This window comes from Bradyrhizobium sp. BR 1432 (genome assembly GCF_051547705.1).
In the GTDB taxonomy this organism is placed as follows: domain Bacteria; phylum Pseudomonadota; class Alphaproteobacteria; order Rhizobiales; family Xanthobacteraceae; genus Bradyrhizobium; species Bradyrhizobium zhanjiangense.
This window is the reverse complement of sequence record NZ_JBPUGF010000004.1, coordinates 547,867-561,315: the sequence shown is the minus strand read 5'-3', so window position 1 is coordinate 561,315 and position 13,449 is coordinate 547,867. Positions and strand designations below refer to the sequence as shown.

The following is a 13,449-nucleotide window of genomic DNA, read 5'->3' as shown; positions in this document are numbered from 1 at the left end:
ACCTGCGCCACAGGCGTCACGACGGACGACCGGGCGGAGGTCAATTCAACAATGCTGGCTGGTTCTTATTCCGTAGAATTGCGCCCTATATTCGCAAGCAGGCGTTAACATGGTCCTACGTAAACTACTGGGCGGCCCGACAATCACTATTTTCTCCGACCATCCGCTGCAGCTGCACAGATCTCGCGCTGCGCCGTGCTTCATGCATAGCAACAGACAGGGCCGACGTCGTCACGCCGCCCTCACCGACTCCAGGAAACGTGCCACTTCGCTCTTCAGCCGGTTGCTCTCCTGCGAGAGCGACTGGGCGGCCGAATGCACCTGCGCAGAAGCAGCCCCAGTCTCGCCGGCGCCGCTCTGCACATGGCCTATGTTCGCCGAGACCTCCGAGGTGCCCTGCGCAGCGTTTTGGATGTTGCGGGAGATCTCCTGCGTCGCAGCGCCCTGCTCCTCGACCGCGGCGGCGATGGTCGACGAGATCTCCGACATGCGCGCTATGGTGTCACCGATCTCCTTGATCGCGCCGACGGAGTCCTCCGTCGCGGCCTGGATCGCGCCGATGTGCTGGCCGATCTCGCCCGTCGCCTTGGCTGTCTGCTCGGCAAGCGCCTTCACTTCCGTCGCCACCACGGCGAAACCCTTGCCGGCCTCGCCCGCCCGCGCCGCCTCGATCGTCGCATTCAGCGCCAGCAGGTTGGTCTGGGCGGCGATGGTGTTGATCAGATCGACCACGTCGCCGATGCGGCCGGCCGCTTTTGTCAACTCGGCGACGCGCGCATTGGTACGCTGCGCCTGTTCCACCGCGACGTCGGCGACCCGTGCCGATTCTTGCACCTGACGGCTGATCTCGGTGATCGAGGAGGTCATCTCTTCACTTGCAGCCGACACCGACTGAACGTTGGCGGAGGCCTCCTCCGAGGCCGCAGCCACAGCCGTGGCGAGCCCGTTGCCGCGCTCTGCGGTCTCAGTCAGCGTGTTGGATGACGCTTCGAGCTCGGTTGCCGCCGATGATACGGTCTCGACGATCTCGCCGACCGCGCCCTCGAAGGCATCGGCAAGCCGCTGCATGTCCGCCTTGCGCTGTTCGCGCCCACGTGCATCGGCCTCCGCCTGCTCGACGCGCAGCCGCTCGGCCTCCGCCATGCCGGTCCTGAACACCTCGACTGCGCCGGCCATCTCGCCGATCTCGTCCCTGCGTCCGACACCGGGAACGGCTATCGAAAGCTCGCCGCGCGCCAGCCGCGTCATCGCGCCCACCATGGCGCCGAGCGCCCTAGGGATCGAGCGTCCGAGCAGGAAGCCGACCGCCGCGAGCACGACGACGGTGAGGCCGAAGGCGACCATCATCCACAGACGTACGGCATCGCGGGTCGCGGCCTCGGCAGCATCGGCCTGCTTCTGCACGGCATCGACTGCGCTCTGCACTTCCGCCATGACAGGCTCGAGCTCGCGAAACGTCTTCATCATACTGGCGTCGAGGGCCGCACTCTGCTGCGCGGTCTCCGCCCAGGCCGCGAACTCGGACTGGTATTTCTGCAACTTGGCGGTGATGTCGTTCATCACCGCCGTAGGGACCGCGACGACTTCTATCGCCTTGGAGAATTCGGCCGCGGCCTTCTTCATCTCGGCAATGTATTTTGGGTCGCGCCGCAGCATGAAGTCCTTCTCGTGCCGGCGCATCATCAGCATCCAGCTCGTCGTTCGCGGATCGTCGATCTGCTTGAGCTTGGTCTCGATGTCGTGCACCGCGGCGCGGAGCGAGCCGGACAGGCCGAGCGTCTCGTTCAGGCCGAGCCTGGTCTCGGCCGCCACCAGGGCGCCGAAATCCGAGGCATAGCGCTTGAAGCCGGTCTGGGCCTGCTTCATCCTGTCGGACAGCGCACTCATGCCGCCAGTCGTCAACAACCGCTCCACATCGTCGAAATCACGGTTGATCGGTCCGATCAGCTCGGCATGCGCCTTGGCGAAGCTTTCGTTCCGCCGCTGCTGGAAATTCTTCTCGTTGCGGCGCGCTTCCAGCATTTCGATCGAAAGCTGCTTGTCGAGATCAGCGATCGCGCGGGCGCGGCTGGCAACATCGCGCGACGCATCCTGGGAGAGGCTGCCGATCTCGTAGATCACACCGAAGGCGGCGAGACCGATAAGGCCGAAGAGTCCGATCGCCATGACCTTATGGGTGAGGCGAATGGAAATGCCGCTCATTGAATGTGCTCCAACGACTGAGACGCAATACATGAAGGGCGCCTCAGCGCCCGGAATATTGCGGAGATCATGCCTGCATCGCTTTTCCGGAAGGTTAACCCTGCGCGCATCGGTCGCGGCGTCGAAATACGAACGCGCGCAACCATCGCAGTTTCGCGCGCGGCGGTTGCAGATCGGGGTCTGCTCACGACGCCACCGTCAGCCGGCGCGCACAGAGCCGAGAAACTTGCCGACCTCGAGCTTGAGGCGGCTGCTGTCACCGGACAGCATTTGCGCGGCAGACAGGACTTGCGAGGACGCCGAGCCGGTCTCGCTCGCGCCGCGCTGCACGTCGGTGATGTTGGACGACACCTGATGAGTGCCTTGTGCCGCCCGCTGCACGTTGCGGGAAATTTCCTGCGTCGCGGCGCCCTGCTCTTCCACGGCCGCCGCAATCGTCGAAGAGATCTCCGACAGCTTCTCGATGGTGTCGCTGATGTCCCTGATCGCGCCGACCGAATGCTCGGTCGCGGTCTGGATGCTGGAAATCTGCTGCCCGATCTCGCCGGTTGCCTTCGCCGTCTGCTCGGCCAGGGCCTTGACCTCGGAGGCAACCACCGCAAAGCCCTTGCCCGCTTCGCCGGCGCGGGCGGCCTCGATCGTGGCATTGAGTGCGAGCAGATTTGTCTGGCCCGCGATCGAATTGATCAACTCGATCACGTCGCCGATGCGCGTCGCAGCCTTGGACAACTCGCTGACCCGCTCGGTCGTGACACGAGCCTGGCCGACCGCTTCGTTGGCCACGCGCGCGGACTGCTGAACCTGACGACTGATCTCGTTGATCGATGAGGACAGTTCCTCGGTCGCGGATGCCACCGACTGCACGTTGGTCGAGGCCTCTTCGGAGGCGGCAGCAACCACCGTGGTCAACTCCTGCGCGCGCTCGGCGGTCGAGGTGAGCGTCGAAGCCGAGGCCTCGAGCTCGGTCGAGGCCGAAGAGACGGTCTCGACGATCTCGCCGATGGCGGATTCGAAACTGTCGGCGAGCTTGTGCATCTCGGCCTTGCGTCGCGCGGCCGCGATCTGGTCCTGCCTGATCTTGGCTTCGGCCTCCTCTTGCGCCTTCTGCTCGGACACAATCTTGAACTTCTCGACGGCAGCGGCAACGCCGCCCACCTCGTCCTTGCGGCCAAGCCCGGGTAGCACCACTGAAAAATCGCCGCCGGCGAGCTTGTCCATGGCCACGGTGAGCGCGCGGATCGGCCGCGCGATGCTGAGGAAGGAGAGGAGCCAGGAGCCGATCAGAACGAGCGCCGCGAAGGCGCCGACCGCCGTTCCGATCTGCTCGCTCGATCTCATCTGAGCGGCAGCCGCGGCATTGTCCTCGTCGGATTTGTGTCTCGCATAGTCGGCGATCTGGCTGATCAGCGCGTTCGAGTTGGGCTGCGATCGGCAGCGTAAGCTCCCGCGCGATGCGAATGCCTTCGTCATTGAGCTTCGCGGCGCGCGTCGCGCCGTCCGGGCCAGACGCAGTAACGGCGATGGCTTCGCCGCGCACGCCGGCAATCTGCTGCGCAGCTTTGCCATAGTCCGCCGCGAGCGATCTCAGTTTCTCCATGCGGACACGATTCTCAGCCGCGTGAGAAAGCCTCAGCATCGCCTCGACCAGCATGCTCATCGAATTCTGCTGATCGCCGAGACTCTGGCTGGCCTTGTGAAGATCGGCCGCACTATTGGCGAGACGAAGGTCGCGCACTGCGAGTTGCATGCCGCGAACTGCAACTTCGGCCCTGACTGCGTCGCGCGCGATCTCCTGCTGTGCAAGTGCACTTTGGCTGGTCTCGCGGGTGCTCGCATTGCCGAGCATCTGGCTCGCAATCATGGCTCCAACCAGGAGCACTCCGAGAGCCGAAGCGATCGCCAGCTTGGTCCCGATCCGCATATCCTGAAAAAGGCTCAACATGGTACGTTTCCCAAGCAACGAGCTGCCAAGTCATTGCTGGCCGCTTGGACGTTGATCGCCCTTACCGTGAAAGCCTATCGGTCAGAGTTCCTCTTTTGGTTAATGAGCGCCCTCGCAGAAATACTGATTTTGCGCGCTAAATAATTGAAATTGAACGAGGATAGTCTCGTCATAGTTGTAAATTGCAGCTTGAAGTCGGACCTAGGACGTTTTGCATCCGACAGCCTCTCCAACCAGGCTGACGCGAAAAATCGGCTGCTTGTTCTCGTCGAGCAGCTCCATGCGCCACTCGGCATTCGGCTTCAGGCCGCGGGCGATGCCGCCGAGCAGATTGGCGCAAACCTCGGTCATCTCGGTCCAGGCCGCTGCGCGATCCTCGAACTCGTAAGGTTGGTCGGCAGCGCCGGAATAGCGGCCGGTGCTGATGCGGAAAAAGTACAGCGACATCGTTGAACCCTTGCGTAGGGCCGCGTCCCCCGGCCGTACGCAAACTGGGACGCGAACAGCTACCAACGCATGAAAGCCGCCGTCCGTATGACTACGGCGCGGCGGCTTCGTGTTCGATGGGGATCTTCAACGACAAAGTGCGCGGCCTGCCCCGCGCAGCCAGCTCACTGAGTCGAGCGGCGCAGCTCCAGCGGGGCCTCGGTCTTCGCGGGTTCCGACTTCACCGGCTCAAGGCGCCCGCTCTCGACGCGCGGCGTCTCGACCCGCGCGGCGACCTCTGTGTTGGGCGCGCCGATCGAACCTGTGCGCTCCGACGAGCGCAACGAGCGCGGACGCGCGACGGCGCGCGCCATCAGCATCTGATTGCCACCCTGATGGTGGAAGTCGCAATAGGCGAAGCCCATGCCCGACACCGAGCCGCGGAAGCTGCGTTCGTCGGTCTTTTCCAGGTTGAAACAGGGCTCGAACGGAATGCCCTTGATCGAGGCGCAGACGTTCTGGCCGCGAATCTGGAGCGTGTTACCGGGCAGGCGGAGATGTTTCACCGGGCCTGCGCCGGAGAACTGCACCGCGCCGGCGGCACCGAGGTCGTCGAGGATGCGGCCCGCACCGCGGGTGCCGTCGAAACAGGTGAAAGCAAACACCTTGCCGGCGACGAAGCGGCGCGCCTCGTCTGCATTCATGCTTCCGGCAATGGCCGGCGCAAACGTCGCTGCCGCCGTGACAGCCCCCAACACAATACGCGCAAGCATGCTCAACTCCGAACCAACCCCGCGGCGGGCGATGCCTTATCTCTCTTTACCCGCTGCTTACCATACTAACCATGGCAAGATTGGAGCAGCTTGGTTGGTAAAGTCTGAACGCCGTCAGACTATTTTTACCACGATGCGCCCGCGGACCGCGCCAGCCAGAATTTTCGCGCCCCAGTCGGGCACCTCGGCAAGCGGAATTTCATGAGTGATTTCAGCTAGTTTCGTCCGGTCCAGGTCAGACGCCAGGCGCTGCCAGGCGGCTTTCCGCGGCTCGATCGGGCACATCACCGAATCGATGCCGAGAAGGCACACTCCGCGCAAAATGAACGGCGCGACGGAAGATGGCAGATCCATGCCGGCCGCCAGGCCGCAGGCCGCGATCGCTCCGCCGTATTTCGTCATCGACAGGAGGTTGGCGAGCGTGGTCGAGCCGACGCTATCGACGCCACCCGCCCAGCGCTCCTTGGCCAGAGGCTTCGCCGGTGCCGACAATTCGTTGCGGTCGATCACTTCGGCTGCGCCCAGGTGCTTCAGATAGTCTGCCTCCGAGGCGCGACCGGTCGATGCGATGACGTGGTAGCCGAGCTTCGACAGCACCGCGGTCGCAACCGAGCCGACGCCACCGGCGGCGCCCGTCACCACCACCGGGCCACTCTTCGGCGAGATGCCGTGTTTCTCCAGCGCCAACACGGACAGCATCGCGGTGAAGCCGGCGGTGCCGATCGCCATGGCGTCGCGCGCCGACAGACCCTGCGGCAGCGCGACCAGCCAGTCGCCCTTCACTCGCGCCTTCTCGGCATAGGCGCCGAGATGGGTTTCACCCATGCCCCAGCCGGTGCAGACCACCTTGTCGCCCGCCTTCCACTGCGGGTGCGAGGACGCTTCGACCGTCCCGGCGAAATCGATGCCAGCGATCATCGGGAAGCGGCGCACCACCGGCGCCTTGCCGGTGAGTGCGAGGCCGTCCTTGTAGTTCAGCGTCGACCATTCCACGCGCACGGTGACGTCGCCGTCCATCAGCTCGGCTTCGTCGAACTGCGTCAGCTGCGCGGTGGTGCCCTTGTCCGCCTTGTCGATCCGGATTGCCTTGAACGTGGCCACGACTGAACTCCCTGACTTGTTTGTCAGGGATGTTTAGCCGATCAGGCCGGCTGCGCAACCGCCCTTGCGACCGGTTTCTCCACGATCGGAAGATTGATCAATGCGGAGAGCACGCCGAACAGGATCGAGAGCCACCAGATCGGCGTGTAGGAACCGAAGCGCTCGAACACGATGCCGCCGAGCCACACGCCGAGGAAGCCGCCGACCTGATGGCTGACGAAGGCAAAGCCATAGAGCGTTGCGAGCCAGCGCGTGCCGAACATCAGCGCCACCAGCGCCGAGGTCGGCGGCACCGTCGACAGCCAGGTCAGGCCGGAGATCGCACCGAATGCGATCGCCGAGAACGGCGTGATCGGGAACGAGATGAAGGCGAGCGTCGCGAGCGCGCGGGTGAAATAGATCGTCGAGAGGATGTAGCGCTTGGGCAGAGTGTTCTGGAGGTAGCCGACACTCAACGAGCCCATGATGTTGAACAGGCCGATCGCCGCGATCACCCAGCCGCCGGTTTGCGCCGAGATGCCGCGATCGACCAGGAAGGCCGGCAGATGCACCGTGATGAAGGCGAGCTGGAAGCCGCAGGTGAAGAAGCCGAGCACCAAGAGCACGTAGGACCGGTGACCGAAGGCTTCCGCCAGCGCCCTGGTGAAGGTCTGCTCATCCGCAGGCGCCGCGGTCGCCGCGCTTGCGACCGGCGGCGTCGAGAGCGCCAGCGATAGCGGGATGATCAGCAGCATCAGGAAGCCGAACACGGAGAGCGCCTGCTGCCAGCCGAAATTATCGATCAGCGCGACGCCGATCGGCGCGAAAAGGAACTGCCCGAACGATCCCGCCGCGGTGCCGGCACCGAGCGCAAGGCCGCGCTTCTCGGCCGGCAGGAGCTTGCTGAACGCCGACAGCACCAGATTGAACGAGCAACCGGCGAGGCCGAAGCCGATCATGACGCCGGCGCCGAGGTCGAGCGACAGCGGCGTCGAGGAGTAGCGCATCAAGAGCAGGCCGCCGGCATAGAGCAGAGCGCCGACACACATCACCCGGAACAGGCCGAAGCGATCGGCGACCGCGCCGGCGAGGGGCTGGCCCAAGCCCCACAGCAGGTTCTGCACGGCGATCGCAAGGCCGAACACGTCGCGGCCCCAGGCGAACTCATGGCTCATCGGCTGCACGAAAAAGCCGAGCGCCGATCGCGGGCCGAAGCCGAGCATGCCGATCGCGCAGCCGCAGAGAATGATGACGGCCGGGGTGCGCCAGATCGAGGAACGTGAGACCGGAGCGAGCTCGCCTATCTGTGTCGACATGGTGTTCCTCGTCTGTTGGCGGATTCGCAAATAGGAAGCCACGAGTCAGGTCGTTTAATGCATTTGCATGAAAATCCCAAGTCAAAAACGGTTGCATTCCACGAGGAGCTATCGCGGGAGCATTGCGTTTCACGCGGCCTCGCCTAGACTCGCATCGGGGCGACTTGACGGGAATGTGTGCGAAGGGGCCTAGCGATCTTCGGCGGAGCGTGTTATCTTTGATTTACTCATATTGAGCATATTAGAGCTTCGATGACATCCAGCTCCGGCCTTTCGGCCGGATTACTCGGGCCCAAAATATACTCATATTGAGCATAATTGGCACGCAAGGGAGGCTTCGATGCCGATCACTGGAATCTACGGTCCCGACGACTTCGCCAACCGGCCGCACGGCCAAATCAATGGCCAAGTGAATGTCCAAGACATCAGCTCCCCTCGCGCCGCGCCCTCCCGAGCGGGAGCCGCGCTGCCAATGCCCTCGCTGGACTGGACGCCCGAGGTCGAGCGCGCCACTGCATCCCTTTACGAACGCGTGAAGCACGTGATCCCGCCGATCGAGTGGCCGCTGCTAGCGCCGACCATCAAGGCGATCAACGAGCTGAAGCGCGCCCGGAACGCGGTGATCCTCGCGCATAACTACCAGGCGCCGGAGATCTTCCACTGCGTCGCCGACATCGGCGGCGACTCGCTCCAGCTGGCGGTCGAGGCGACCAAGGTGAAGGCCGGCATCATCGTCCAGTGCGGCGTGCACTTCATGGCGGAAACGTCGAAGCTGCTCAACCCGGACAAGACGGTGCTGATCCCGGATTTGCGTGCCGGCTGCTCGCTCGCCGCCAGCATTACCGGCGCAGACGTGCGCCTGCTCCGCGAAAAATTCCCCGGCGTGCCGGTCGTCGCCTACGTCAACACCTCGGCCGAGGTGAAGGCCGAGGTCGATATCTGCTGCACCTCGTCCAACGCGGTGCAGGTAGTCGAGAGCCTGAACGCGCCAAGCGTGATCTTCCTGCCCGACCGCTATCTCGCCACCTACGTGGCCTCCCAGACCGACGTGAGGATCATCGCCTGGAAGGGCGCCTGCGAGGTGCACGAGCGCTTCACCGGCGATGAGCTGCGCAACCTTCGCGATGGCGATCCCACCGTGCAGATCATCGCGCATCCCGAATGCCCGCCGGACGTTCTGGCTGAGGCCGATTTCACCGGCTCGACCGCGCACATGATCAACTGGGTGCGTAACAAGCGGCCGCGGCGGCTGGTGATGATCACGGAGTGCTCGATGGCCGACAACGTGCGGGCGGAACTGCCCGACGTGGAGATGCTGCGCCCCTGCAATCTCTGCCCGCACATGAAGCGCATCACGCTTGCCAACATCCTGGAAAGCCTGCGGACGCTCCGCGAGGAAGTGACGATCGACCCCGCGCTCGCGATGCGCGCACGGCGCTCGGTCGAGCGAATGATCAATCTGAAGAATTGAGCTTGAGACGTAGGCACAAACACAGCCGTCGTCCCGGACAAGCGCGCCTCAAGCGCGCACAGATCCGGGACCCATAACCACAGGCCGACGTGGTTGCAAAAAAACCGACGTTGAGCAGCTGAGCCAAACAATTGCTGCCGCGGAGTATGGGTCCCGGCCTTCGCCGGGACGACGGTGGAGCAAGAGGAAATAGCGATGACAACAACAAACAACATCCACAATCTCACCCGCGGCACCGAAGACGTCGTCATCGTTGGCGGCGGCCTTGCCGGGCTGTTTTGCGCGCTGAAGCTCGCGCCGCGGCCGGTGACGTCGATCTCGGCGGCGCCGCTCGGGCAGGGCGCATCCTCGGCATGGGCACAAGGCGGCATCGCGGCGGCGGTGGCCGAAGGCGATACGCCGGAAGCGCATGCCGCGGACACGATTGCCGTCGGGGGCGGTCTCGTCGATGAAGCCGTTGCACTTGGCATCGCGCGGGAGGCGGCGTCGCGAATCCATGACCTTCTCGCCTATGGCGTCCCATTCGATCGCGACCTCGAAGGAAAGCTCGCCGTGGGACGCGAAGCCGCACACTCGGCCCGGCGCATCGTGCATGTGCGCGGCGACGGCGCGGGCGCGGCGATCATCGCGGCCTTGAGCGAGGCCGTGCGCCGCACGCCGTCGATCCGCATCATCGAAGGTCTCGTCGCCGAAGCACTGCTGAGCGAGGACGGCGCCGTCACGGGCCTCCAATTACGCGAGGCCGGCAGTCCCGCTGCACGGCCGATCATCCTCGCCTCGCGCGCGATTGTGCTCGCGACCGGCGGCCTCGGGCATCTCTATGCCGCCACCACCAATCCGCTCGAGGCCAGCGGCTCGGGTCTTGCGATCGCCGCTCGCGCCGGCGCGGTGATCGCAGATCCCGAATTCGTGCAGTTCCATCCGACCGCCATCATGGTCGGGCGTGATCCGGCGCCGCTAGCGACCGAGGCGCTGCGCGGCGAAGGCGCGACGCTGATCAACCGCCATGGTGAGCGCTTCATGCCGGCGCGCCATCCGCTCGCCGAACTCGCGCCGCGCGACATCGTCGCCCGCGGCGTCTTTGCCGAGATCGCGGCCGGGCGCGGCGCCTTCCTCGATGCACGGCAGGCGCTGGGGCACGCTTCGCCGAAAAGTTTCCGGCCGTGCATGCAAGCTGCATCGCCGCCGGAATCGATCCCGCGACAGAAGCCATCCCGATCGCGCCGGCCGCGCACTATCATATGGGCGGTATCGCGGTGGACGCACGCGGGCGCAGCTCGATCGACGGGCTCTGGGCCGGCGGCGAAGTGTCCTCCACCGGCGCGCATGGTGCCAACCGGCTGGCGTCGAATTCGCTGCTGGAGGCCGTGGTCTACGCCGCGCGCATCGCTGAGGACATCGCCGGTCGCACGGTGCCCTCGCCTGCCCACTGGCCTGACGCATTGGTGACGCCGCGCGGCAGCGCGCCGGATGCTGCGGCCGTGAAGCGGCTGCGGGCGATGATGATCGCACGCGTCGGCGTGATCCGCCACGGTGACGGACTCGCCGAGGCCGTCCGCAGCTTCGCCGCGCTCGAACGCGAGGCTACGAGCATCGCGTTACGCAACATGGCGACGTCCGCGCTGCTCGTCGCGGCCGCGGCCTGGAGCCGGAAGGAGAGCCGCGGCGCGCATTTCCGCTCTGACCATCCGGCGGAAGTCCCTGCCCTGGCGCGACGAACGATGACCACGCTCGCCGCGGTACGCAAGGTGGCCGACGGCCTCGCCGATCGCTTAATGCCGCGCACCGCGCAATCCATCATGGCCTGACGGAGTTCTCATGATCACCGCAACCTCACTGCTCTATCCCGACGCCTTTCTCTCGCCGCTCGCCATCGACGAAGCTGTGCAACGCGCGCTCGACGAAGACCTCGGGCGCGCCGGCGACGTCACCTCGCTGGCAACGATTCCGGAAGCCACGACGGCGCAGGCGATCCTGGTCGCGCGCCAATCCGGCGTGATCGCCGGATTGCCGCTGGCGCTGGCGACGCTGCAAAAGCTCTCACCCGACATCGAGGTCCGCGCGCATGTCCGCGACGCCGCGCGGGTTGCCCGCGGACAGCAGGTGTTGACGATCTCAGGGCCCGCGCGCGCCATTCTCACGTCGGAGCGGACCGCGCTGAACTTCGTCGGCCGCCTGTCGGGCGTTGCGACACTCACGGCCGACTATGTCGCGCGCACCGAAGGCACGAAAATGCGCATCTGCTGCACGCGGAAGACCACGCCGGGATTGCGAGCGCTGGAGAAATATGCCGTGCGCTGCGGCGGCGGGTTCAATCACCGCTTCGGCCTCGACGATGCGATCCTGATCAAGGACAACCACATCGCGGTCGCCGGCGGCATCCGCCCCGTGCTGGAGCGCGCCCGCGCTCATGCCGGCCATCTCGTCAAGATCGAGATCGAGGTGGACACGCTTGCGCAACTGCGCGAGGTGCTGGCCACCGGACTGGCCGACGCGGTGCTGCTCGACAACATGGATACCGCGACGTTGCGCGAGGCGGTGCGGCTCACCGAGGGCCGCCTCAAGCTGGAGGCGTCCGGCGGCGTCACGCTGGACTCGATCGCGGCGATCGCGGCCACCGGCGTCGACTACGCTTCTGCCGGTGCGCTGACGCATTCGGCGCCGAATTTCGACTGCGCGCTGGACATCGAGGCGTGATGGTCCTTGCCTCTCCCCGCAAGCGGGGCGAGGTAAGAGAACTACCGCCGCTCGCCCATCTCCGCGGAACTCTTGGCTTCCTGCGCGAGCTCGGCGGAGAGCGCCGCGGTCTGCGCGGGCGTGCCCCAGCTCGGCTCCTCGCTGCCGTCGCCCCAGTTGCGCGGCCGATAGAAGGTGTGCACGCCGGTCTTGTACATCTTCTTCATCTCGGCGACCCAGGACGGGCGCACCCAATAGGCGTGGTAGTGCGTCGACTTGCCGACCTCGGGCAGCCAGATCTGGCCATCGAGCATCGCTTTCGAAATCTTCTTGGCGCGCTCCCACATCTCGGGCTCGCGGATCACGTCCGGATTGTTGTCGCAGGCAAAGGTGAACTGGCAGGCGAAATGGCGGTACTTGTTCTGGTAGACGACGCCGCACACGGTGTCGGGATATTTGCCGGAGAAGACGCGGTTCATCACGACCTGCGCCACCGCGATCTGGCCGCGCACGGCCTCGCCGCGCGATTCGAAATACACCGCCTCGGCAAGGCACTTCTCGGACTTGGCGCGCGACTTGTCGTCGAGCGCGAGCCGCTCCGCCGGCGATCTGGCGCGCTGGTTGTCGGCGTTGACCTCGCCCTTCGGCGCGACGCTCTCGCCGCTTTCGATGTCCTTGGCAATCTCCGCCGTCGGCGGCGACAGCGAGGCCGTCACCTTCATATCGGGATCAGGCATCACGATCAGCGGCTCGGCCCCGGGCTGCCAGCTCTCGATGCTTTCGAGATTGCCGCCGAGCGAGGAGCTGCCGAAGAACAGGTTCGACGTCTTGACGGTGAAGGGATCGCGCGCCGGCGGGGCCGGCGCGGTGACCTGCTTCAGCGCTTCCAGCGGCTGCACCACGAACGCGCGCGCGGCATCGCGCGCCGGCGGCGCATTGGTATATTGCGGCAGCGGCGGCGCACGCAGCGCTTCCTGGAGCTCGGGATCGAGCGCGGCTGCGGACTCCGGCGACATCGGCTGCGGTAACGCGACGGTCTTGGCGCCGAACACGGAGCTGTTCGACGTCGCCGGATCTTCCTGCGCGGGCGCTGCCGGCGGCGCAGCCGCATCGGGAGACGTCGTCGGCGTCACGATCGCGAGACGATCACCCTTCATGGAGCGATCGACCTTGGGAAAATCGGCGGCCTGGTAGCGCGGCGGCGCCTGCAGCGCCGGATTGCGGCTGATCGCGCCGGTGACGTCGCGGCCATCGATGCTGGCAAGGCGAACCATCGCGCTCTGCGGAACCGAGGTGCCGATCGGCCGGGAAAAACTGTAGGTGGCGAGCTGGATCGAGGAGGCCGCGGAATACACCTGCTTCTGCCACCGCTCGGCGACGCCGGGTTGGCGCGCCAGCAGCGAGGCAATGTCCTGATAGCCGGTCTCTCTCGGCATCAATGCGAAGATGCAGAGACCGATGCCGAAGGACGCAAACCGCGCGCCCTTCGGATGGTTACGCAACACTGACATCGATACGCTCACGCTACGCTTACGCCAGAAAAATCGAACCGCAGTACGTCCG

The 13,449-nt window shown here is 65.4% G+C and carries 8 protein-coding genes and 2 pseudogenes; 3 read left to right on the top strand and 7 right to left on the bottom strand.

The features are described 5' to 3' along the window. Positions 1-231: 231 nt before the first annotated feature. The 6 genes and pseudogenes from ACSKB8_RS43530 to ACSKB8_RS43505 form a co-directional block, all read right to left on the bottom strand. Positions 232-2,202 (bottom strand): methyl-accepting chemotaxis protein, encoded by a 1,971-nt coding sequence (locus ACSKB8_RS43530; RefSeq protein WP_438111592.1) that lies wholly within the window; start codon positions 2,200-2,202, stop codon positions 232-234. Positions 2,203-2,400: 198 nt separating this feature from the next. Further along, positions 2,401-4,144 (bottom strand): annotated as a pseudogene (locus tag ACSKB8_RS43525) (methyl-accepting chemotaxis protein). A gap of 201 nt (positions 4,145-4,345) precedes the next feature. Beyond that, positions 4,346-4,591, bottom strand: coding sequence for a DUF6894 family protein (locus ACSKB8_RS43520; RefSeq protein ID WP_091892596.1), 246 nt, complete (start codon positions 4,589-4,591; stop codon positions 4,346-4,348). Between the two features lie 164 nt (positions 4,592-4,755). After that, on the bottom strand, positions 4,756-5,343 hold the full coding sequence (locus ACSKB8_RS43515) for a hypothetical protein (protein ID WP_128935537.1): 588 nt from the start codon (positions 5,341-5,343) through the stop codon (positions 4,756-4,758). 114 nt (positions 5,344-5,457) lie between these two features. Further along, positions 5,458-6,444 carry an acrylyl-CoA reductase (NADPH) gene (gene acuI / locus ACSKB8_RS43510; RefSeq protein WP_128943207.1) on the bottom strand — a complete coding sequence of 329 codons (987 nt, stop codon included), beginning with the start codon at positions 6,442-6,444 and terminating at the stop codon, positions 5,458-5,460. 41 nt (positions 6,445-6,485) lie between these two features. After that, positions 6,486-7,739: an MFS transporter gene (locus tag ACSKB8_RS43505; RefSeq protein ID WP_438111590.1), complete on the bottom strand. Its 1,254-nt coding sequence runs from the start codon at positions 7,737-7,739 to the stop codon at positions 6,486-6,488. A 340-nt stretch (positions 7,740-8,079) separates the two neighbouring features. Between ACSKB8_RS43505 and nadA the strand changes: the two genes are divergently transcribed. From nadA to nadC, 3 genes and pseudogenes are all read left to right on the top strand, one after another. Next, a complete protein-coding gene (nadA, locus tag ACSKB8_RS43500; RefSeq protein ID WP_438111588.1) occupies positions 8,080-9,210 on the top strand; it encodes a quinolinate synthase NadA in 1,131 nt (376 codons plus the stop codon). Between the two features lie 195 nt (positions 9,211-9,405). Further along, positions 9,406-11,018: pseudogene (locus tag ACSKB8_RS43495) on the top strand (L-aspartate oxidase). Positions 11,019-11,028: 10 nt separating this feature from the next. Beyond that, positions 11,029-11,907, top strand: a complete 879-nt coding sequence (gene nadC, locus ACSKB8_RS43490; RefSeq protein WP_438111586.1) for a carboxylating nicotinate-nucleotide diphosphorylase — start codon at positions 11,029-11,031, stop codon at positions 11,905-11,907. A 41-nt stretch (positions 11,908-11,948) separates the two neighbouring features. On the opposite strand, the gene ACSKB8_RS43485 is transcribed toward nadC, so the two are convergent. Further along, positions 11,949-13,397, bottom strand: coding sequence for a cell wall hydrolase (locus ACSKB8_RS43485; RefSeq protein ID WP_438111584.1), 1,449 nt, complete (start codon positions 13,395-13,397; stop codon positions 11,949-11,951). Between the last annotated feature and the right edge of the window lie 52 nt (positions 13,398-13,449).